The following is a 21,326-nucleotide window of genomic DNA, read 5'->3' as shown; positions in this document are numbered from 1 at the left end:
CTACCAGTCAAAGAAGGCCACGAAATTTTTCTGGTCGATGGGGCCCTGCATCTGCATGCACAGCGGCGATTGCACGACTCGCGAGGCCTCCAGCTTTCCCTGGAGTAGGCGTACAGCCTGGAACAGACTGGTGCAGCGAGCGTCTGGGGCCGGCTCGGCAACGGCGTGGTAGACGATGACGATTTGCGCATCGTCATTGAATTTCTCTACCCGTGGCAAACCTTCGCGGTTCGTACTGAAGGAACAGGGGCTAGGGACCTGCAGTTGCACAAGCTGGCCGTCGGCGCGCTGCAATGCGCAGTGCTGCGCCTGTTGTTGCAGCGTCAGGGTGTCGCCGTTCAGGGCTACTTGCTCTGACACCGGCGCTTCGGCGCAGGCCAGCAGACTAAAGGAAAGGCTGCAGAGCAAGGCAGCGCAACGCAGAGGGCGATTCATGCCAACTCCCAGAACCAGACTTGCTTGGAATGGTGCGCCGGATCGTCGTAGGTGGCCGTCCGACCGCGATTCCATACATCTATATGGTCGCCCGTTCGGGTTTCATCCGTTTCACCCAGGCGGGCGAAGCAATCCTTGAAAAAGATGATGCCGGTTTTTTGCCCTAGCTTGATCCGGTCTTCGGCGCTGCCCGTGAGAATCGTGGGTCGACCGAGATGATGCTTCCATAGCCAGTTAGCCAGCGACTCGGCACCGCGCGCATGACCATGCGCACACTTGGGTTCGCTGTAGGTGGATTTGTTCACCTGGATCGTGAGTTCGTCGGACAAGGCGATACTCATGCGAATTGCGCACTGGTTGTCCCAGCCGCCATCACAGGGATTTCCTGCAGGATACTCGTCCAGAATCCTCTGGTAGGCATTGTGCAGATTGATGAACGAAGGCTTGGCCATGACAGAATCCTTGCTGTTTCCATCTTCCTGATAGCAACCACCCCCAGAGCACGGCACCAGAGGTGGTTGAGCGTCAGATCTTGACGTTGGAGCGGATGTTCCAGCCGTACTTGATCGGGCCGCCGTCCTTGGTGCCGTCCGCTTTCTGCGGCTGGTAATCGACGGTGACCTTGGCGAAGTTCAGGGTGATGTTCTCGATCAGACGGTCATCGCTGCCCGAGCCGCCGGTGCTCAGCGAGGAGATCAGTACTTCCTCGAGGTTGATGATCAGGTACTCCACCTGAGCGTCGCCGCCCGCCTTGCGCACGGTCAGAGTGACCTTGGGCACGTGCTTGCCGCTGGAGCAATGCATCATCAGGTTGGGGCTGGCCTTGTCGACGAACTTGGTCAGCGACAGGTCCTGGATGCTCACCTTGCCTGCGCCACCGCCGGTACCGGTGTGCATGTTGCCGGACTGGGACATGCCCCAGCTCCAGTTGAGTACTTCGATTTCGTCCTTGTGGGTCTTGTCCTGAGACTCGCCCTTGATGTCACCGATTTTGATGAAGATATCGACAGCCATGTTTTCTCCTGGGTGTGGTCATCGCCACGAGGGTGTGGAAATGCGAAAAGCCCGGGGCTTTCCATGTATCAGGCAGGCGGGCCTCACGCAGCGACGCCGCGCGGGACCCGCATGCCTGCCGGGGCTCAGGCGCCCTTGGCCGACGGCAGTTTGGAAACCAGCCGCAGCGACACCGTCAGCCCTTCGAGCTGATAGTGCGGGCGCAGGAAGAACTTCGAGTTGTAGTAACCGGGGTTGCCCTCGACCTCTTCCACCACGACTTCGGCGGCGGCCAGCGGATGCTGCGCCTTGGTGGTCTCGGTGGAGTGAGCCGGATCACCGTCGACGTACTTGAGGATCCAGTCCTGCAGCCAGAGCTGCATTTCGTCCCGTTCCTTGAACGAGCCGATCTTGTCGCGAACGATGCACTTGAGGTAATGCGCGAACCGGCAGGTGGCGAACAGGTACGGCAGGCGCGCGGCCAGGTTGGCGTTGGCGGTGGCGTCCGGGTCGTCGTATTCGGCCGGTTTCTGCAGCGACTGCGCACCGATGAAGGCGGCGAAGTCGGTGTTCTTCTTGTGCAGCAACGGCATGAAGCCGTTCTTCGCCAGCTCGGCCTCGCGACGGTCGGAGATGGCGATCTCGGTTGGGCACTTCATGTCCACGCCACCGTCGTCGGTGGGGAAGGTGTGCGCCGGCAGGTTCGGCACTTCGCCGCCGGACTCCACGCCACGAATGCGCGAACACCAGCCGTAGTGCTTGAACGAACGGTTGATGTTCACCGCCATGGCGTAGGCGGCGTTAGCCCAGGTGTACTTGCTGCTGTCGGCGCCGTCGGTGTTTTCCTCGAAGGCGAAGGCCTCCACCGGATCGGTCTTGGCGCCGTAGGGCAGGCGCGCGAGAAAGCGCGGCATGGTCAGGCCGATGTAACGCGAATCCTCGGACTCGCGCAGCGAGCGCCAGCCAGCGTATTCCGGGGTGGTGAAGATCTTGGTCAGGTCACGCGGGTTGGACAGCTCCTGCCAGGAGCCCATGCCCATCACAGTCGGCGAGGCGGCGGAAATGAACGGTGCGTGCATCGCCGCGCAGACCTTGGACAGCTCGCCGAGCAACTCGACATCGGGCGGCGACTGGTCGAAGTAGTAGTCGCCGACCAGGCAGCCGTAGGGCTCGCCACCGAACTGGCCGTATTCCTCTTCGTAGAGCTTCTTGAACACCGGGCTCTGGTCCCAGGCGGTGCCCTTGAATTTCTTCAGGGTCTTGTGCAGCTCCGGCTTGGAGATGTTGAGCACGCGGATCTTCAGCTGCTCGTCACTCTCGGTGTTGTTGACCAGATAGTGCAGGCCACGCCAGGCACTTTCCACCTGCTGAAAGTCGCTGTGGTGGATGATCTGGTTGACCTGTGCGGTGAGCTTGGCATCGATGGCGGCGATGATCGACTCGATCGACTTGATCGCATCGTTGGAGATCAGATCAGTCTGCGCCAGCGCCTGCTCGGCCAGGGTACGCACGGCAGTCTCCACCGCTTCCTTGGCACGTTCGGTCTTGGGTTTGAATTCCTGCATCAGCAGCGAAGCGAATTCGCTGGTCTGCTCGGTACTGGCCAGTGCGGCCTGGTCTTGTTGCAACTGTTCGCTCATGGTGGTCTTCCGAATCAGGCCTGGGGCTCGTTGTCCTGGGGTTTCGGCGCGCTAGCCAGGGCCTGCAGCAGTGCCGGGTCCTTGATCGCCTTCATGATGATGTCTTCGGCACCGGTCTTGCCGTCCATGTAGGTCAGCAGGTTGGCCAGCTGGGTACGGGCCTCCAGCAGTTGCTTGAGGGCATCGACCTGGCGCGCCACGGCGGCCGGGCTGAAGTCGTCCATGCTCTGGAAAGTCATGTCGATGCTCAGGTTGCCTTCGCCAGTCAGCTCGTTAGGCACGTTGAAGGCCACGCGCGGCTTCATCGCCTTGAGGCGCGAGTCGAAGTTGTCGACGTCGATTTCCAGGAACTTGCGCTCGGCCACTGGCGCCAAAGGCTCGGCCGGCTTGCCGGTAAGGTCGGATATGACGCCCATGACGAACGGCAACTGCACCTTCTTCTCGGCGCCGTACAACTCGACGTCATACTCGATCTGCACCCGTGGCGCGCGGTTGCGCGCGATGAACTTCTGAGAACTGCTGTTCGCCATGCTTTTCTCCTGGTCGCCTGACGCGACGCGGCGTGTCGGCCTTCGGCCATCTACGGTGAAGCGTGATCCCGCATGCCAGGCCGATCAGGCCTGGTCTGCGTCGGGGCCGCGCAGGTTTTCGAACTGGTTCATGCCATCGGGAATCAGGTTGCGCACGATGGTCGCGAAGTCGGCATTGACCAGGCTGCGAGCCCGGTTGAGCAGCACCGGCAATGGGCTGGATGGCTCGTGGCGGGCGTAGTAGGTGAGGATCCGCTCCAGGCTTCTGAGCACATCATCGCGGTTGCTGATTTCGCCGCTGCCGCGCGCTACGGCAGGCGCCGACGCGTGCTGCGCCAGCGGCTCTTGCGCAGCTTCGCCGCCTGTCGGGTAATCCTCCGAAGCGGCCCCAACCGGGCTGTCGCCGAGCACCTGCAGGGCAAGCTTGAGCGGCTGCTGCAACGCAGAGAAATCCACGCCCTGTGCCGAGCCGACCTGTTCGCTGACCAGTTGCTCGATGGCGTTCAAACTGTGCAGCGCACGCTTCAGGGCTTCGTGTGTGAGCTGCAAGGCTTCGCTGTCGGCATCCTGCAGGGCGCCGCCGAGTTCCTCGATGCTGAGGCTTTCGCTATTGGCCAGATGCAGGCCGGCGGCATTCAGTGCCGCACGTACGGTGATGTTGCCGAACACCCGCGAACGTACCAGCACGGCACTGCGCAGCAGGCCGATATTGGTCTCGCAGGTCAGTGCGGAGAGGGTATTGATGCGGACGGTGGGGTCGTTGTCGTCATCGGCATCGAGCTGCGGATGAATCTCGGGCCAGTAGCGCGAGAGCAGTTCGAAGATCAATTCGAGGCTGTCGGCAAGGCCTTCGACGCCGCGCAAAGCCAGGCGGCTTTGCAGCAGATAGCGCGTGATGCGCAGGTCCTTGCTGCGTTGCAGCAGGAGGTGACAGCTCTGTTCCAACTGACGCCATTCGGGCGGCTCGGCGGCCTGGATGGCATCACCCATGCTGCGCTCCGGGCGCCCCAGCGCATCGCGCTCAAGCTGGAGAAAATCGCTGTCGTATTCCAGATCTTCACCGCATGGCGATGCATCTGAAACAGCGGTGAGCAACAACGAATTCTCCACGTACTCGATCTCCTTATCGATTTGAACCGTGTCACAAAAGTGCAGTAGCTTCATCCTGGCTTGCACTAAGCCAATCAACCTTTAATATTGATTGGCCACTACACGATTTCGATGGCGTCGTGCATTTTTCAACTTAAAAATGTTTAAAGTCAAGGTAGACTGGCGCCCACCCAAGACCTTTGTGACTGAGGACAAAATTTCGGGAAGTTGCGCGCTTCAGCACATACGGGAATCACGAAGCAAAAGGTAAGATCGCGTGTTTTCGCGTTCCAGAGCCCGCTTGATGGACTTTTGAAGAGGGCTGTATGCGGCCTGAAAGCCGCATGAATCAAGGATTTCATGAGTTTTTCGGGATTCACGAAAGCCGGGCAAGGAGGCCACATGGCGCTGCGTTTGATCATCACCAGCTATCACAAGATCACCCCTGGTCAATGCCCCGAGAAAACCCTGGAATATGGTTCGCTAGCAATTGGCCGCGGGCCTGATAATGACTGGGTATTACCGGACCCGTCGCGCCTTGTTTCGACGAAGCATTGCCTCGTGCAAAACAAGGATGGCCGCTACTACATCACCGACAGCAGCACCAATGGTGTGGAGCTGGTCAAGGCTGGTGTACGCATGCAACGCGGCAACAGTGAACTTCTGAATCACGGCGAAGTTATTCGCATCGGTGAATACGAAATTCAGGTAGCACTGGAAAGTTCCATTGCAGAAGGCCCCGAGGCGTTTTCCGCCGTCCCTTCCGGGAGCAGTTTCGAAGCCCTGATGGCGAGCCATCAGGACGCTCCGCCCGCACCTTTCAGCTCCCCGGCAACCCCCTTCGACTGCCCGGCCAGCGCCCACCTGCAGAGCGTCGCTCCACATGAGACATTGCCGGATCTTTTCGACTTTCTCGGCCCAAGCACATCGGCGCCAGTACCTGTCTCCGATCATGTCCCGGCGCAGCAGCATGACTTCCGTCCACCAGAGGTCAGACCCCCTCCGGTCGAGCCGAAACCAAGCGTCGAGCCAGGCCTGATCCCCGATGACTGGGACCTGCTCGACAGCATCACACCTGCCGCGACAACCCCGGCAGCAGCGCCAGCCGTGGACCTTGCCCTGCAGGCAGAGCCGGCACCTTTGCCACCTCTGCCTGCAGCACCCGCGCCTGCTCCTGCCGCCAGTCAGCCGCAGGCCGCTCAGCAGGCCGCTCAGAACGACGACGCGCTGCTGCAGGCCTTCCTCCGCGGTGCCGGGCTGGAGCGCCTGCGTCTGGATACCCAGCAGGCAGCCACGCAGATGGAAAGCATCGGACGCAGTTACCGCCTGATGGTCGATGGTCTGATCGACGTGCTGCGGGCGCGCAGCAGCCTCAAGGGCGAGTTCCGCCTGCAGCAGACCATGGTGCAGCCAGTTGAAAACAACCCGCTGAAGTTCGCGCCCAACGCGGAAGAGGCCCTGCTCCTGCTGCTGCGCGGCGGCAATTCGGCGTTCATGTCGGCCGACCAGGCCGTGCAGGACGGCTTCGATGATCTGCGCGCCCATCAGTTGGCCGTCATGGCAGGCGTGCAGGCGGCCATTCGTCATCTGCTGGCGCGCTTCGAGCCGCAGGAGCTGGAAGCGCGCATGGGCAAGGGCGGCGGGCTGGTCAGCCTGCTGCCGAACGCTCGCCAGGCGCAGTGCTGGCAGCAGTTCGTCGAGCTCTACGCGACCCTTTCGCGCGAAGCCGAAGACGATTTTCAGGACCTGTTCGGCCGCGAGTTCGGCCGGGCCTATGAGCAACATATCGCCCGTCAACGTCGCCCTTGAGGGCGTAGACAAGGATTAGCAACGTGCGCAAACGATCACCCCGGCCCGTTCTGTTGGGCCTTCTGCTGGCAGCACTGAGCAGTGGTTGCAGCAAGGACGCGATGGAGAGTGCCGACACCGCGCAGGAGCCGACCACCGTCGTCCTGCTGCTGCAGGCTGGCGATGAGCTGAACCCCACCACCGACGGCTACAGCGCGCCCGTACGCGTGCGCCTGCTGGAGCTGCGCAGCGCCGCCGCGTTCAGCCGCACGGATTACTTCAGCCTCGCCGAACGTGCGGCGGCAAGCCTGGGCAACGAACGGGTGGCTGAGGATGAATGGCTGGTACACCCCGGCCAGACCCGTGAATTGACCCGTGTGCTGGATCCGGCAACCCGTCATCTCGGCCTGGTGGTCGGCTACCGCGAAATCGACCGGGCGCAGTGGCGCCTGGTGCTGGAGCCGAAGCAGGACACGCTCACTCATTACCGCATCGACCTCGGGATCAACGCCGCCAGCGCTGCTGAGCTCGCCGCGCCGTCTCGCCTTGATTCTCGCTAACAGGAGCCCCCTGATGTCCTGGAACAACCGTGTGATCTGGTCCGAAGGCATGTTCATCGGCACCCAGCATTTCCAGCAGCACGACCGCTACCTGGAGGCGCTGATCGATGCACGTAGCCGCCCACTGTCAGCGGCTGGCTGGGGCTTCGCCGATCTGCAGCTCGATATGGGGCTACTGGCACAAGGCAAACTGGCCATCGTCAGCGCCCGTGGCCTGTTACCCGACGGCACGCCGTTCAATATTCCGCAGGACGACGTGGCGCCAGCGCCGCTGGAAATCCCCGACGACCTGCGCGACGGCGTGGTCTATCTGGCCCTGCCGCTGCGCCGGGCAGGTGTGCGTGACACCGTCGAAGCGGGTGAAGCCCTGGGTGGCGCTCGCTACCGTGGCCAGGTTCGCGAGGTGCGTGACGACAACGCCGCATTCGAAAGCCGCGTACCGGTGATGGTCGGCGAACGCGCACTGCGTCTGCTGACCGCCGCCGACGGCCTGCAGGAATACGCTGTACTGGGTGTGGCGCGAGTCCGCGAAAAACGCGCCGACCGGGCCCTGGTGCTGGACGAACAGTACATTGCGCCACTGCTTGATGTGGCAGCAAGTGCGCCGCTGGCCGCTTTTCGGGGTGAGCTGCTGGGGCTGCTGCATCAGCGCGGCGAAGCCCTGGCCGGCCGAGTGGTCGCCTCCAGCGCCGGCGGCGCCTCGGAGATCGCCGATTTCATGCTGCTGCAACTGGTCAACCGCGCCCAGCCTTTGTTTGCCCACCTGGCCCAGTTGCAGCCGTTGCACCCGGAGCGTCTGTACAGCGAACTGCTGGCGCTGGCCGGTGAATTCGCCACCTTTGCGAGCGCCGGGCGGCGCCCGTCGGAGTTCCCGATCTACCTGCACGACGACTTGCAAAGCTGTTTCACCCCGGTGATGCAGGCGTTGCGTGAAGCGCTGTCGATGCTGATCGACAGCAAGGCCGTGCCGATCCCCATCGTCGAGAAGGCCTATGGCGTGCACGTGGCCATGCTGGCCGACCGCAGCCTGCTGGACAACGCCAGCTTCGTCCTGGTGGTACGCGCCGACATGCCCGCCGAAACCCTGCGCGGACGCTTCGGCCAGCAGAGCAAGATTGGCTCGGTGGAGCACATTCGCGACCTGGTCAACCTGCAGCTGCCGGGCATCAACCTGCTGCCGCTGCCGGTGGCCCCACGGCAGATTCCGTTCCACGCCGGCTCGACCTACTACGAGCTGGACCGTGGCAGCGAACACTGGAAGCAGCTGGCACATTCAGGCGGCTTCGCCTTCCACGTGGCGGGCGAGTACCCCGGCCTGAACCTGGCCTTCTGGGCGATACGGGGTTAATCCATGACGGATCAAGACGACTGGCTGAACAAGCCACCGGCAGCGCAGCCGCAAAACAACGACCGCACCCAGTTCATGCCGCGCCCGGGTGGCCGTGGGCCGCAGCCCGCCGCCGAGGTGCCGGCTGCACCGCTGCAGATGCCGGCCGCACCGCTACCGGCGGGCCAGGCCCGTGGCATGAACCCTCTGGAACAGGCCGCCGGCCCGCTGCTGAGCATGCTCACCCGACTGCGCAGCACCCTCGCCCATCCCGCACCGGCCAGCCTGCGTGCACAGCTGCTGGGCTACCTGCGCCAGTTCGAGCAACGCGCCGAAGCCGCCGGCGTGCCGCGCAACGATGTGCTGCTGGCGCGCTACGCGCTGTGTACCGCGCTCGATGAAGCGGTGCTGAGTACGCCCTGGGGCAGCACCAGCGAATGGGGCAAGCAGAGCCTGCTGATCACCGTGCATAACGAAGCCTGGGGCGGCGAGAAGGTGTTCCAGCTGCTCGAACACTGCCTGCAAAGCCCGCGCGAACGCCTCGACCTGCTGGAGTTGCTGTACCTGTGCACCAGCCTCGGCTTCGAGGGTCGCTATCGGGTCATGCACGACGGCCGCAGCCAGCTGGAGGCGCTGCGCGAGCGCACTGCCGCAACCCTGCGCAGCGTGCGTGGTGAGCGCGAGCATGAGCTGTCGCCGCACTGGCGCGGGGTCAGCGTGGCACCGGATCGCCTGTCGCGGCTGCTGCCGCCCTGGGTCGGTCTGGCCGTGGCACTGGCGCTGCTGCTGGTGTTGCTGCTGGTGCTGCGGATGAAGCTGACGGCCGATGCCGAACCGGTGTTCAGGCAGATTCACGCCCTCGGCGAGGTGCCGGTGCAGAGCATCGAGCCGGCCGTGGTCAAGCCGCGCGTGGTCGAGCGGCCACGCCTGGCCACCTTCCTCGCCGACGACATTCGCGCCAATCGCGTGGCGGTCGAGGATGGCGTCGACCGTTCAGTAGTCACCATCCGTGGCGACGAGCTGTTCAGCTCCGGCAGCGCCAGCATCCGCGATGACTTCCAGCCGTTGCTGCTGCGCATCGCCGAGGCAATCGCCAAGGTCAAGGGCCAGGTGCGCATCACCGGGCACAGCGACAACCAGCCGATCGCCACGTTGCGCTTCCCGTCCAACTGGGCGCTGTCGCGCGCCCGTGCCGAGGAGGTGCTGCAGATGCTCGCGGCGCGTACCGGCCAGGCCCAGCGCTTCAGTGCCGAGGGTCTGAGCGACACCGAACCGCTGGCCTCCAATGCCACGGCCGAAGGACGGGCGAAGAATCGCCGCGTAGAGATCACCGTACTGGCGGAGGGTGTGGAGTGAAGGCGTTGTTCGGATTCATCACCCGCTGGGTCATCCCTGTGCTCGGGCTGATCGCCCTGAGCCTGATCATCTGGTTCATCGGCCCGCTGCTCAACGCGCTGCAGCCGGCCTGGACGCGCTGGACGCTGATCATCGTACTGTTCGCGCTGTGGCTCGGCTGGCGCCTGTTCTGCCTGCTGCGCGAACGCCAGCAGGAGCGCAAGGTGCTCGACAGCCTGGCCGCGCAAACGCCGCCGGACGCCGCCAGCGTGGCGACCGCCGAGGAGCTGGCGACCCTGCGCCAGCGCATGGACGAAGCCCTGGCGCTGTTGAAAAAGGCGCGCCTGGGCGGCGATGAGCGGCGCAATCTGTATCAGCTGCCATGGTACGTGATCATCGGCCCACCGGGTTCCGGCAAGACCACTGCGCTGGTCAACTCCGGGCTGAATTTCCCCCTCGCGGCCCAACTGGGCGCCGGCGCCATTCGTGGTGTGGGCGGCACGCGCAATTGCGACTGGTGGTTCACCGACGAGGCCGTGCTGCTCGACACCGCCGGGCGCTACACCACTCAGGACAGCCACGCCCAGGTGGACAAGGCGGCCTGGCTCGGTTTTCTCGACCTGCTCAAGCACCAGCGCGCGCGTCGCCCGATCGATGGTGCCTTCATCGCCATCAGCCTGTCCGACCTGCTGCAGAGCAGCGACAGCGAGCGCGCCGCGCACGTGGCGGCGATCCGCTCGCGGGTGCAGGAGTTGTATAGCCAGCTCGGCGTGCGCTTCCCGGTCTACGTCATGCTCACCAAGTGCGACCTGGTGCCGGGCTTCATGGAGTTCTTCGATGACCTCAGCCGTGAGGAGCGCGCCCAGGTCTGGGGCTTCACCTTCGCGCTGGACGACGGCAAGAGTGTCGGCGGCCCGCTGGAGAGTTTCGACAGCGAATTCGGCGCCCTCGAGCAACGCCTCAACCAACGCCTGGTCGAACGTCTGCAGCGCGAACGCGACCCGGCCCGACGCGACCTGATCTACGGTTTCCCGCAGCAGTTCGCCGCGATCAAGAGCCTGCTCGGCGAGTTCCTCAATGGCGTGTTCAAGCCCAATGCCTACGAGGAACGCACCCTGCTGCGCGGCCTGTACTTCACCAGCGGCACCCAGGAAGGCAGCCCGATCGACCGCCTGATCGGCGCCATGGCGCAGAGCATGAGCCTCGACCGCCAGCACCTGGCCCGGCAGAGCGGCAGTGGTCGCAGCTACTTCCTCCAGCACCTGTTCAGCCGCGTCGCATTCGCCGAACGCGGCCTGGTCGGCGTCGATCAGAAGGTCGAGCGCCGCCGCAGATGGCTGGCCATCGGTTCGCTGGCAGCCAGTGTGGCGCTGGTACTGGTGGTGAGCACGCTGTGGCTGCTCAGCTTCAACGCCAACCGTGAGCATATCGCCCAGGTCGGCGCCCGCACTGCGCCTCTGGAGCAGCAGGTGCGCAGCCTCAGCCCGGCGCAGCGCGATGTGCTGGCCGTGCTGCCGTTGCTCAGCGCCGTACGCAACCTGGCCGGTGACCCGCCGGACTGGGCCAAGGGCCTGGGTCTGTACCAGGGCGACATGCTCGAAGAGCAGGCCGCCAGCGTCTATCGCCGCTTGCTGGTGGCCACCTTCGCCCCACGTCTGGTCAGCCGAATCGAGGAGCAGCTGCGCACGGGCGGTGGCTCCGACTACCTCTACGAAGGGCTCAAGGCCTACCTGATGTTCGGCGGCGGCGAGCAGTACGACGCCGAGTTCATCAAGGCCTGGATCGGTCTGGACTGGGATCAGAGCCTGCCGCGCGATCTGTCGGGCGAGCAACGCCAGGCGCTCGATGAGCACCTGCAGGCGCTGTTCGAGCGGCGCCCACCGGATGCGCGCCTGGATCAGCGCTTGATCGACGAGCTGCGCATGCAGCTGCAGCGCCTGCCGCTGGCGCAGCGTGTGTATGACCGGGTCAAGCGCCAGAAGCTACCGGCCGGGGTCAGCGACTTCCGCCTCAGCGAGGCCGCCGGGCGCGACGCCGCACTGGTCTTCACACGCAAGAGCGGCAAGGCGCTGAGCGACCCGCTGAGCGGCTTCTACACCCGCCGTGGCTACCGCGAAGCCTTCCTGCGCGCCAGCGTCAGTCAGGCCAGTGTCGTGGCCGAGGAACAATGGGTCCTGGGCCGTCAGCTCGACAGCACACAGGATGCCGTAAACCTGGCCGCCGATGTACGCCAGCTGTACCTGCGCGATTACGTGCAACAGTGGGATGCGCTGCTGGCCGACCTCGACTTCGTGCCGATCACCAGCGTGGCCCAGGCCGCCGACGTGCTGCGAATCCTGTCCGGGCCGTCCTCGCCGCTCAAGCAGCTACTGATCGCGGTGGCAGGGGAAACCGACCTGCAGCAGGCGCCCGAGTCCGAAGGCGTGGCCAAGGCGACCGACGAGGGTGTCGAGCAACTCAAGCAGAAACTCGGCTCGCTGCTCGGCCAGACGCCGGCCGGCAACGCCGTGGCGGCGGTTACGCAGATCGATCCGGTCAGCGCGCATTTCGCCGAACTCAACAGCCTGGTCAGCCAGGACCCAACGGCGCCGATGGCCATCGATGGCCTGCTGGCAGACCTCAATGCGCTCTACGTGCAACTCAGCAGCATGGTTGGCGCCAGCGGCGAGGCATTGCTCGGCGAAGCGAAGAATCAGGCCAGCGCCGCAGCAGCGCGGGCCAACCTGAGCGCCGCACGCCAGCCCGCATTGGTCCAGGGGCTGGTCCGGTCGGTCGTCGCCGCCAGCACCAACAGCATGATGGGCGGGGTGCGCAACCAGCTCAACGCCGCCTGGCAAAGTGATGTGGTCAACGTCTGGCGGCAGTCGCTGAGCGGCCGTTACCCAATGGTGCCGGGCAGCCAGCGCGACGCCACGCTGGATGATTTCGGCCAGTTCTTCGGCGTCGGCGGGGTCATGGACAGCTACTTCCGCAAGTACCTGCAGCCTTACGTCGACACCTCGGCACGCAACTGGCGCTGGCAGCCGGGCGCGGCGCAGAAGTTGGGCATCTCCGCCGGCGTGCTGCAGACCTTCCAGCGGGCGGCGCTGATTCGCGACGAGTATTTCCGCAGTGGCGGCCTGCAACCGAGCGTGCGCTTCGACCTCAAGCCGGTGAGCATGGATGCCACCATCAGCCAGTCGCAGCTCGATCTCGACGGCCAGCTGATCGGCTTCGACCACGGCCCGAGCCGGCCGGTCGCAGTGCAATGGCCGAACCCCGGCAGCATCGGCGTGGTGCGCCTCACGGTGTCGCCACCGGTCGAAGGCGGGCGCTCGGCGCTGACCCTGGAAGGGCCGTGGGCCTGGTTCCGCCTGCTCGATCAGTCCGAGTTGATTGGTGGCGCCTCGCCGGATCGCTTCAACCTGCGCGTACGCCTGGACCGCTCCAGCGTTGCCTACGAACTGCGCGCCAGCAGTGCTTTCAATCCTTTCAAGAGTCGCGCAGTGGCCGGCTTCACCCTGCCGGAGCGGCTATGACGATGATGGGTTTCTACGGCAAGGTCGCCAGCCGCGGCGACTTCATCGAACGCAACCTGACGAAGGACTTCCAGCGCGGCTGGGACGCCTGGCTATCGGCTGGCCTGCAGAGCAGTCAGGGCCAGCTCGGCGAAAGCTGGCTGGACGCCTACCTGACCAGCCCGCTGTGGCGCTTCGCACTCGCCCCAGGCGTCTGCGGTGGCGAGGCCATGGCCGGGGTGCTGATGCCGAGCATCGACCGCGTCGGCCGCTACTTTCCGCTGACGGTCGCCTGCCGTATTCCTGGTGGGCAACCGCTGCAGGCCATGCTGGCGAACGAAGCGTGGTTCGAGCGAATCGAGGATCTGCTGCTGAGCACCCTGGAAGAGGGCGCCCGCTTCGAAGACTTCGAGACAGCGGTGCAGAGCCTGGAGCCCCTGCCGGCTACAGCGCTGCCCGCCTACGACCAGGCGCATGGTCTGCAGCATTGGCCGGTGATCGATGCGCCGGGGCGCCTGGCCGCACTCGCGGCCGAGGCCTGCAGCGGTGCCAGCCTGTGGTGGGGGCGCGGCTCGCAGCGCATCGCGGCCGGATTGCGCCGTTGCCAGGGGCTGCCACCGACCGAGTCCTTCGCGGCTTATCTGCTGGGCCCGGAGGTCGTAGCGCAATGACTGCACTGCATTACCAGTCAGCGGCCTACAGCCATGTCGGCCTGGTTCGTCAGATCAACGAAGACGCCTACCTGGAACGTCCCGAGGCGGGCCTCTGGGTGGTGGCCGACGGCATGGGCGGGCACGCGGCCGGCGATTACGTCAGCAGCCTGATCGTCGACAGCCTGCGCCACATCAAGGCGAGCGACACCCTGAGTGACTACGAGCATGTGCTGCGGCTCAGCCTGAGCCAGGTCAACGCTGCCGTGCGCGAGCAAACCCACCTGCGTGGCGTGACCATGATGGGTAGCACCGTGGTGCTGATGGTTGCCCGCGGCGACCAGGGCTTGTGCCTGTGGGCCGGCGACAGTCGCCTGTACCGGCTGCGGGCAGGCGAGCTGCAAGCAGTTTCCCGTGACCACAGCTATGTGCAGGACCTGCAGGACAGCGGCCTGCTCAGCGAAGCCGAGGCGCGCCTGCACCCGCGCGCCAACGTCGTCACCCGCGCGGTGGGCGTGCAGGACCAACTGGAGCTCGCCTGCAGCGTCTTCGACATCCAGCCCGGCGACACCTGGCTGCTGTGCAGCGACGGCCTTACCCGCACGGCCGAAGACCACGAGATCCGCGATGTGCTGACGCACAGCGACCCCTATCAGGTGGTGCGCAGCCTGGTCCATCTGGGCCTGACACGCGGCGCACCCGACAACATCACCGCCATCGTCATCAAGGCGAGCGAGCCCGTCTCATGGACCTGAACATTCCCGGTTTCGACATCGACAGAATGATTGGCGAAGGCGCCATGGCCACCGTCTACCTGGCGCTGCAACGCTCCCTCGAGCGCAAGGTGGCCTTGAAGATCATGGCCCCGGCGCTGGCGGCCGACGCCTCGTTCTGCGAGCGCTTCCTGCGTGAGGGCAAGACCCTGGCGCGCCTGGCGCATCCGCATATCGTCACCGTGCACGACATCGGCAATGCCGGCGAGCACTACTACATGGCCATGGAGTACCTGCCCAACGGTACCCTGAGTGAGCGTATCGCCGCTGGCCTGAGCCCCGAGCAGGGCTTGCAGTACATCCGCCAGATCGCCTCGGCGCTGGGTTATGCCCACAGCCAGGGGCTGATCCACCGCGACGTGAAACCGGCCAACATCCTCTTTCGCGCCGACGGCACGGCGGTGCTGTCGGACTTCGGCATCGCCAAGTCACTCGACGACCGTACCCAGTTCACCCAGGTTGGTTTTGCCGTCGGCACACCCAACTACATGAGCCCCGAGCAGGCGCGCGGACTGGATATCGACGGCCGTGCCGACCTCTATGCCCTCGGCGTCGTGCTCTACGAAATACTGGTCGGTGAGCTGCCGTACATGGGCACCGACGCACTGTCCACGGCACTGGCGCATCTGACTCAGCCGTTACCGGAGCTGCCGCTGCAGCACAGCCGTTATCAGACCCTGCTGCAGCGCCTGCTGGCGAAGAACCCGGATGAGCGTTTCAGCGATGCCGGGGAACTGCTGGCCGCGCTCGATGCCCAGCCAGCACCCGACTCGGATGCCACCCTGATCCGTCCGGCGTTCACCCAGCAAGCCACACTGGGCGCGCCTTCGACCAGTGAGCTGGGGGAGCTGCAACCGGTATCCATCGAGATTCCACGCAGTACGCCGGCCCCGGCGCCAACCGTGGCACCCGCACCGACTGCCGCTGCCAGCAGCGCAGCGGCACGACCGTCCACTGCCAGCAAGGGGCCACGCATGGCGCTGCTGGCGGTTGCCGTGGCTGCTGCGCTGGGCCTCGGTGGCGGCGCCTACTGGTGGCTCGGCCAGCCATCCGCCGTGGTGGCTTCGGATAGCTCGCCGCAAGACAACGGGCAGGTCGCAGCTGTCGCGCCACTGGCTGACGATACGGGTGAGGCCGGCGAGCGGCCGCTGCTGATGCCGGGCAAGACAACGCTCTACCAACGCATCCTGGCCAAGCCCGGGGCGCAGCTGTTGAGTGCTCCGGGCGCCGCCACCGGCGAAGCATTACCGGCCTTCTCGGTGCTCTATGTATATGCCCGGCGCAACCAGGACGGCCAGTCCTGGATGCAGGTCGGCGCAGCCAGCGATGGCCGCGTGCAAGGCTGGATCGCCGCCGAACAGGCTACCGACTGGAAACAGAGCCTGGTGCTGAAGTTCACCGAGCGTTCCGGGCGGGCGCCGGTGCTGTTCATGCAACAGGCCTCCGACGTCGAGCGCCTGATCGACCGCACCAGCCAGGCGCGCGAGCTACTGATGCAGGCACAGAACGACCCCGAACAGGTGCCACAGGTGGTGGCACTGGAGCCGACGAGCAGTGCGGTTCCGCAGGAGCAGTTCTACCTGATGCCGATCTTCGACTTCCGCGAAACCTTCGATGCCGACGGTCAACCGGTGCAGTTGCTCAACATCGCCTCGATCGACCCCGGCAGCGCCGCCCAGAGCCCTGCCGACAAGCCGATCGCTGCCAACGACTCGGGTTTCCGTACCGGCATCGTGCTGGTGGTCGACACCTCGGTGTCGATGCAGCCTTACATCGACCGCGTGCGCCAGGTGGTCAGCGAGCTGCAGAGTCAGCTGCAGGCGCGCGGTGAGCTGGACAACGTCAGCTTCGGCCTGGTCGGTTATCGCAACAGCACGTCGCGCACACCGGGCCTGCAGTATCTGAGCAAGACCCTGGTCAGCCTGCAGGAGGGCAGTGATCCGCAGCGTTTCCTGCGCGCTGCCGAACAGGTTCAGGCGACCACCGTATCCAGCCACTCCTTCAACGAAGATGCCTTCGCCGGTGTCATGCAGGCCGTAGAAGGCATGGACTGGTCGAGCTATGGCGGCCGCCTGATCCTGCTGGTCAGCGATGCCGGCGCGCTGCGCAAGAACGACCCTTACAGCAGCACCTCGATGAACGAGGCCGAGGTGCGCCAGGCGGCGCTGAGCAAGCAGATCAAGATCTTTGCCCTGCACCTGCGCACCCCAGCCGGCAAGGCCAACCACGCCTCGGCCGAGCTGCAGTATCGGGTGCTGACGGCCGACAGCAACCCGCAGATCGGCGACCTCTACGTCTCGGTGCCGGGCGGTGATGTCCAGGCCTTCGGCGAGCGCGTGCGCGAGATCGGCTCGACCTTCGCCGAACTGGCGCAGCAGGTTCGCGCGCAGCAGGCGCCCGTCACCCCGCAACTGGCCGCAGGTGCCAATCTGGCAGCCAAATCGCAGGCCATCGGCTACGCCATGCACATGGATTTTCTCGGTCGCCGCAGCGCCAGCCAGGCGCCGCAGCTGGTCAGCGCCTGGACCGCCGACCGCGACCTGAGCAACCCGAGCCTGCCGACACTGCAGGTGTGCGTGATGCTGACCAAGCTGCAGCTCAACGACCTGCAGCAGTCGCTCAAGCTGATCGTCGACGCCGCGCGCAAGACCAAGACCTCGCCGGCCGACTTCTTCAGCGAGATCGCCAGCGCCAGCGCCTACATGAGTCGCGACCCCTCGGCGCTGCGCCAGGGCGCCAATCTGGCGCAGAGCGGTGTGCTCGGCGAGTACCTCGACGGCCTGCCGTATCGCAGCAAGGCACTGAGCATGAGCCAGGACCTCTGGTTGTCGCTGTCGGTGGCCGAGCAGGAGGACTTCATCGACGAGCTGGAGTCGAAGATTCACCTCTATGAAACCTTCCACAACGACATGGCCAACTGGGTGCGCTTCGGCAACGCCGAACCCGGCGACGCCCTGTACCGTGTCCCGCTGTCGACGCTGCCATGATGATTCGCCTGCAGCAGGTCCTCAAGCAACGTGGCCAGGGCGCACAGCGCTACAGCCTGGCCATCGAGCAGTTGCAGTTGGAGGCCGGCGCGCAGGTGGCCCTGGTTGGCCCCAGCGGCTGCGGCAAGAGCACCTTGCTCGATCTGCTGGCCCTGGTGCTGGCACCGGATGCTGCCGAAACCTTCAACCTCGAGTTGCCCGGCTCGGTCAGCGATATCGCCGGATTGTGGCGACAGGGCCGGCACAGCCAGCTGGCACAGCTGCGCAGCCACTATCTGGGTTACGTGCTGCAGGCTGGCGGGCTGCTCGGCTTTCTCGATGTGCGCCGCAATATCGCTCTGCCCCGGCAATTGCTCGGCATGGCAGACAGCGGGCAAGTCCTGCGTCTGGCACAGGCGCTGGATGTGCAGGAGCAGCTGGATAAATATCCCGCGCAGTTGTCGATCGGCCAGCGCCAACGGGTCAGCTGTGCACGGGCGTTGGCTCACGGGCCGCAATTGCTGCTGGCCGACGAACCCACTGCGGCGCTGGACCCACTCAATGCCGAACGGGTCATGCAGTTGCTGCTCGCTCAGGCCACGAAAACCGGCGCTACCTGCGTGGTGGCGACTCACGATGAGGCGCTGGCGCAGCGCGCCGGCCTGACCGTCCTGCGCATGAACTGCCGGCGCGACGCCGACGGCGGTGTCAGCGCCCATCTGGAGCAGGCCGCCTGATGCGCCCGCTGCTGATCGCCGGGCTGGCATGGCAGGACTATCGTCGCGAGGCGCGCCTGTCGGCGTGCAGCGTGCTGGCCCTGGTGGCGGTGATCGCGCCACTGCTGGTGCTGTTCGGCCTCAAGCACGGCCTGGTCGGCAGCCTTACCGAGCGCCTGCAACGCGACCCTGCCGTGCGCGAAATCATTCCGCTGGGCGGCACGCGCCTGCAGGCAGACTTCATCGCAGCACTGGGGCAACGCGCGGACGTCGCCTTCGCCATCCCACGCACCCGGCAGATCGCCGCCACCAGCGAATTGCAGGTCGCGCCAGGAGAAGCGAGGGTAAACGTGGAAATGCTGCCGACGGCAGCAGGCGATCCGTTGTTGCAGGACCTGCCGGTGCCGCAGACGCTGCAACAGGTGGTGCTCAGTCATAGCGCTGCCGAGAAGCTCGGCGTCACGCCAGGCAGCCAGCTGCAGGCACGCTTCGGCCGCCAGCGTGGCGGCGACCTGCAGTGGCAACAGACCACCCTGCAGGTCCTGGCTGTGTTGCCGCTGACGGCCTTCGAGCGCGACGCGCTGTTCGCGCAGGCGGCGCTGCTGGAAGCCGTCGAGGATTACCGCGACGGTCTGTCAGTGGCTGCGCTGGGCTGGCCGGGCGCGCCGGCGACACAGGCGCCGCGCATCTATCCCGGTTTTCGTCTGTACGCGCACGCGCTGGATGACGTCGAAGCGCTGCGCCAGTACCTGGCCGCACAGCAGGTGCAGGTCGTCACCCAGGCAGCGCAGATCGCCCAGGTGCAGGCACTGAGCCGCAACCTCGACTTGCTGTTCTGGCTGATCACCACCCTGGCGCTGGGCGGCGCGGTGGCAGCCATCAGTGCCGGCGCCCTGGCCGCCGTCGAGCGCAAGCAACGTGAACTGGCCGTGTTGCGCCTGCTGGGCTTCGGCAGCGGCGCGCTGCTGCTGTTCGTGGTTCTCCAGGCGCTGTACAGCGGCCTGTTCGCCAGCGTCCTGTCGGCCCTGCTGTACCGATTGGCGGAGGGCGGTCTCAACCATCTTTTCGTGCAGGTGCCGGGCGATTACGCCAGTCGTCTGCTGCCCGAGCATTACCTGGTGGCCCTCGCTGCCGTTCTGCTGGCCAGCGCGCTTGCCGCTGCGCTGGGAGGCATGCGCGTGGCCCGGATCGACGCCTCTCAAGGAATTCGTGATGTCTGACAGTCGTTTCGCTGCCTCCGCCCTGATACTCGCCACGCTCGCGCTGACGGCCTGCTCGCCGGGCGATGAGCCACCAGCGGCGAACACACCCGCCACATCTGCGCAGTCCGAAGCTGAGGCTCCCCGCGAGCTCGATGCGGAGCAATTGGCCAGACTGGACAACCCCAAACCGTTACCCGGCGACGTCAGCCTGCCGCTGCCCTGTGGCGGTGAAATGTTGTTCCGCCATGTCTATGTACTCACCCAGGGCAGCCTGGACGACCGCGAAGTCAGCCTGGGCTATCCGTTCAGCGAAGGTGAGGCTGGCTACAAGCAATCCTTCATCTCCGGCTATCGCCGCGACTTCATCAACGGCCAGTTCAGCCTGCAGGACCTGGCGCCGCAGTGGCAGAAGCAGATCGCCGAGCGCCTGCCCAGGATCGACGCCGGCAGCCCGCTGAAACCGATGATGTATTTCATCGGCAAGTACGAGGTCACTGCTCGTCAGTATGCTCAGGTCATGGCCCAGGCTCAGGCGCTGGCCAGTGGCGAGCCTGCACCCGCTTGCGCGCCGGTCACCGATATGAGCGGGCGACTGCCGCAGGTGAAGCTGTCGCGTTTCGAGGCAGAGCGTTTTGCAGCGGTCTACAGCGCCTGGCTGCTGGCCAATCACCGTGATCTGCTACCCGTGAGCGGCAGAGGCAGCAAGGCAGAAGAGGGCGGCGCAGCGTTCGTCCGTCTGCCCACCGAAGTGGAATGGGAGTTCGCTGCCCGGGGCGGCTCGCAGGTCAGCCGCCAGGAGCTGGAAGGGCGGCTTTTCCCGCGTCCGGTCGAGGGCAGTGACGATGATGGCCCGCTGGCTAACTGGGCCGTGTTCAACCAGGTGGCCGGCGGGACCGGACAGGCGCCCCGACTGATGCCGATCGGCACCAGGCAGGCCAACCCGCTGGGGTTGTTCGACGTGATCGGCAACGCCGCCGAGATGGTGCAGGAGTCCTTCCAGCTGGTCAGTGCCGGGCGCCGCCAGGGCACCTATGGCGGCTTCGTGGTCAAGGGTGGCAACTACCTGGAAGGCGAGGGCACGCTGTTCACCGGCATGCGCCGCGAGTACCCGCTGTTCGGTGCAGATGGCAGCGAGCAGCGTAACGAGACCACCGGGTTTCGGGTAGCCATCGGCGCCTTGTCCGCCCCGCGCTCGCGCTACGACGAGCTGTTCGCTCAATGGCAGAAACAGGGACGCCTGGCCGGGCTGACCGATGATATCGGCGATGCGGAGGACCCGACGCAACGCCTGGACAGCATCATCGCCGGCGCTACCGACCCACGCCTGCAGGCCGAGCTCGGGCTGGTCAATGAAGAGCTCAAGCGTAACGTCTCGCTGATCGCCCGCCAGCGCGAGGAGGCCGCTGGCAACCTGATCCAGTCTGCCGCCCTGGTGGCGGAGACCATCAACAACTACAACATCCGCCTGACCAACCTGCGCAAGAGTCAACGCCAGGCGCAGCAGAACAATGACGCCGCCTCGGCGCAGATATTGAGCGGCGCCATTGATAACGGCACCAAGGCGCTCAACGGCGCCGTGGCGATCTACATCGACAACATGGCCAGCGGCACCCGTTACACCAACAGGGTGATCCAGGTGCAGTTCCAGCGCATCAAGGAAGAACTCGCGCGCAAGCCTGTGATCGGCAACAGCCTGGTCAACCGCGCCACCCTGTTCGTCAATCACGTCGCGCTGTACCGCGCCCAACAGCGTGCCAATCCGGCCGAGATCCTCAAACAGTTGCTGGAAACGCAAGCGGTACCGCAACCGTGAGTACGCCAGCCA

Annotated in this window: 17 protein-coding genes; 11 read left to right on the top strand and 6 right to left on the bottom strand. The window is 65.3% G+C overall.

Annotation, left to right across the window (positions count from 1 at the left end; genetic code table 11):
* The 6 genes from ACN0X6_RS07405 to tssA form a co-directional block, all read right to left on the bottom strand.
* The gene (locus ACN0X6_RS07405) at positions 1-435 is read right to left on the bottom strand and encodes a hypothetical protein (RefSeq protein ID WP_298164381.1); all 435 of its coding nucleotides are present in this window, start codon (positions 433-435) and stop codon (positions 1-3) included.
* A complete protein-coding gene (locus tag ACN0X6_RS07400) occupies positions 432-887 on the bottom strand; it encodes a type VI secretion system amidase effector protein Tae4 (protein WP_417702940.1) in 456 nt (151 codons plus the stop codon). Before ACN0X6_RS07400 ends, ACN0X6_RS07405 begins: the two co-directional genes overlap by 4 nt.
* Before the next feature lie 73 nt (positions 888-960).
* A complete protein-coding gene (locus ACN0X6_RS07395) occupies positions 961-1,449 on the bottom strand; it encodes an Hcp family type VI secretion system effector (RefSeq protein WP_160018671.1) in 489 nt (162 codons plus the stop codon).
* Between the two features lie 125 nt (positions 1,450-1,574).
* Positions 1,575-3,068: a type VI secretion system contractile sheath large subunit gene (tssC, locus tag ACN0X6_RS07390; protein ID WP_196474364.1), complete on the bottom strand. Its 1,494-nt coding sequence runs from the start codon at positions 3,066-3,068 to the stop codon at positions 1,575-1,577.
* Between the two features lie 14 nt (positions 3,069-3,082).
* On the bottom strand, positions 3,083-3,598 hold the full coding sequence (tssB, locus tag ACN0X6_RS07385) for a type VI secretion system contractile sheath small subunit (RefSeq protein ID WP_417702939.1): 516 nt from the start codon (positions 3,596-3,598) through the stop codon (positions 3,083-3,085).
* A gap of 84 nt (positions 3,599-3,682) precedes the next feature.
* Complete coding sequence (gene tssA, locus ACN0X6_RS07380; RefSeq protein WP_417702938.1) at positions 3,683-4,708, bottom strand: type VI secretion system protein TssA; 1,026 nt, start codon at positions 4,706-4,708, stop codon at positions 3,683-3,685.
* A gap of 381 nt (positions 4,709-5,089) precedes the next feature.
* Here tssA and tagH point away from each other — a divergent pair, with 381 nt between their 5' ends.
* From tagH to ACN0X6_RS07325, 11 genes are read left to right on the top strand one after another with little or no spacing between them, the layout of a single operon-like run.
* Positions 5,090-6,496, top strand: a complete 1,407-nt coding sequence (gene tagH, locus ACN0X6_RS07375) for a type VI secretion system-associated FHA domain protein TagH (RefSeq protein WP_417702937.1) — start codon at positions 5,090-5,092, stop codon at positions 6,494-6,496.
* Positions 6,497-6,519: 23 nt separating this feature from the next.
* Positions 6,520-7,035 carry a type VI secretion system lipoprotein TssJ gene (gene tssJ / locus ACN0X6_RS07370; protein WP_417702936.1) on the top strand — a complete coding sequence of 172 codons (516 nt, stop codon included), beginning with the start codon at positions 6,520-6,522 and terminating at the stop codon, positions 7,033-7,035.
* Positions 7,036-7,048: 13 nt separating this feature from the next.
* A complete protein-coding gene (gene tssK, locus ACN0X6_RS07365) occupies positions 7,049-8,383 on the top strand; it encodes a type VI secretion system baseplate subunit TssK (protein WP_192984163.1) in 1,335 nt (444 codons plus the stop codon).
* 3 nt (positions 8,384-8,386) lie between these two features.
* Positions 8,387-9,718: a DotU family type VI secretion system protein gene (locus ACN0X6_RS07360; protein ID WP_192984166.1), complete on the top strand. Its 1,332-nt coding sequence runs from the start codon at positions 8,387-8,389 to the stop codon at positions 9,716-9,718.
* On the top strand, positions 9,715-13,215 hold the full coding sequence (gene tssM, locus ACN0X6_RS07355) for a type VI secretion system membrane subunit TssM (RefSeq protein ID WP_417702935.1): 3,501 nt from the start codon (positions 9,715-9,717) through the stop codon (positions 13,213-13,215). The genes ACN0X6_RS07360 and tssM overlap by 4 nt, the downstream gene beginning before the upstream one ends.
* On the top strand, positions 13,212-13,865 hold the full coding sequence (gene tagF, locus ACN0X6_RS07350; protein ID WP_417702934.1) for a type VI secretion system-associated protein TagF: 654 nt from the start codon (positions 13,212-13,214) through the stop codon (positions 13,863-13,865). The genes tssM and tagF overlap by 4 nt, the downstream gene beginning before the upstream one ends.
* The gene (locus ACN0X6_RS07345; RefSeq protein ID WP_417702933.1) at positions 13,862-14,599 is read left to right on the top strand and encodes a PP2C family protein-serine/threonine phosphatase; all 738 of its coding nucleotides are present in this window, start codon (positions 13,862-13,864) and stop codon (positions 14,597-14,599) included. The genes tagF and ACN0X6_RS07345 overlap by 4 nt, the downstream gene beginning before the upstream one ends.
* Positions 14,590-17,604 carry a serine/threonine-protein kinase gene (locus ACN0X6_RS07340; RefSeq protein ID WP_417702932.1) on the top strand — a complete coding sequence of 1,005 codons (3,015 nt, stop codon included), beginning with the start codon at positions 14,590-14,592 and terminating at the stop codon, positions 17,602-17,604. The genes ACN0X6_RS07345 and ACN0X6_RS07340 overlap by 10 nt, the downstream gene beginning before the upstream one ends.
* The gene (locus ACN0X6_RS07335) at positions 17,604-18,320 is read left to right on the top strand and encodes an ABC transporter ATP-binding protein (RefSeq protein WP_417702958.1); all 717 of its coding nucleotides are present in this window, start codon (positions 17,604-17,606) and stop codon (positions 18,318-18,320) included. Before ACN0X6_RS07340 ends, ACN0X6_RS07335 begins: the two co-directional genes overlap by 1 nt.
* Complete coding sequence (locus ACN0X6_RS07330) at positions 18,320-19,519, top strand: ABC transporter permease (RefSeq protein WP_417702931.1); 1,200 nt, start codon at positions 18,320-18,322, stop codon at positions 19,517-19,519. The genes ACN0X6_RS07335 and ACN0X6_RS07330 overlap by 1 nt, the downstream gene beginning before the upstream one ends.
* The gene (locus ACN0X6_RS07325; protein WP_417702930.1) at positions 19,512-21,314 is read left to right on the top strand and encodes a formylglycine-generating enzyme family protein; all 1,803 of its coding nucleotides are present in this window, start codon (positions 19,512-19,514) and stop codon (positions 21,312-21,314) included. Before ACN0X6_RS07330 ends, ACN0X6_RS07325 begins: the two co-directional genes overlap by 8 nt.
* Positions 21,315-21,326: the final 12 nt, after the last annotated feature.

The sequence above is a fragment of the Pseudomonas sp. genome, from assembly GCF_048269965.1.
Taxonomy (GTDB): domain Bacteria; phylum Pseudomonadota; class Gammaproteobacteria; order Pseudomonadales; family Pseudomonadaceae; genus Aquipseudomonas.
This window is presented reverse-complemented; position numbering and strand designations above follow the sequence as displayed.

Excerpts from the sequence above, each read along its gene's own strand:
- ACN0X6_RS07405 (WP_298164381.1), bottom strand. The coding sequence starts at position 435 with ATGAATCGCCCTCTGCGTTGCGCTGCCTTGCTCTGCAGCCTTTCCTTT.
- ACN0X6_RS07400 (WP_417702940.1), bottom strand. The coding sequence starts at position 887 with ATGGCCAAGCCTTCGTTCATCAATCTGCACAATGCCTACCAGAGGATT.
- ACN0X6_RS07395 (WP_160018671.1), bottom strand. The coding sequence starts at position 1,449 with ATGGCTGTCGATATCTTCATCAAAATCGGTGACATCAAGGGCGAGTCT.
- tssC (WP_196474364.1), bottom strand. The coding sequence starts at position 3,068 with ATGAGCGAACAGTTGCAACAAGACCAGGCCGCACTGGCCAGTACCGAG.
- tssB (WP_417702939.1), bottom strand. The coding sequence starts at position 3,598 with ATGGCGAACAGCAGTTCTCAGAAGTTCATCGCGCGCAACCGCGCGCCA.
- tagH (WP_417702937.1), top strand. The coding sequence starts at position 5,090 with ATGGCGCTGCGTTTGATCATCACCAGCTATCACAAGATCACCCCTGGT.
- tssK (WP_192984163.1), top strand. The coding sequence starts at position 7,049 with ATGTCCTGGAACAACCGTGTGATCTGGTCCGAAGGCATGTTCATCGGC.
- ACN0X6_RS07360 (WP_192984166.1), top strand. The coding sequence starts at position 8,387 with ATGACGGATCAAGACGACTGGCTGAACAAGCCACCGGCAGCGCAGCCG.
- tagF (WP_417702934.1), top strand. The coding sequence starts at position 13,212 with ATGACGATGATGGGTTTCTACGGCAAGGTCGCCAGCCGCGGCGACTTC.
- ACN0X6_RS07345 (WP_417702933.1), top strand. The coding sequence starts at position 13,862 with ATGACTGCACTGCATTACCAGTCAGCGGCCTACAGCCATGTCGGCCTG.
- ACN0X6_RS07340 (WP_417702932.1), top strand. The coding sequence starts at position 14,590 with ATGGACCTGAACATTCCCGGTTTCGACATCGACAGAATGATTGGCGAA.
- ACN0X6_RS07335 (WP_417702958.1), top strand. The coding sequence starts at position 17,604 with ATGATTCGCCTGCAGCAGGTCCTCAAGCAACGTGGCCAGGGCGCACAG.
- ACN0X6_RS07330 (WP_417702931.1), top strand. The coding sequence starts at position 18,320 with ATGCGCCCGCTGCTGATCGCCGGGCTGGCATGGCAGGACTATCGTCGC.
- ACN0X6_RS07325 (WP_417702930.1), top strand. The coding sequence starts at position 19,512 with ATGTCTGACAGTCGTTTCGCTGCCTCCGCCCTGATACTCGCCACGCTC.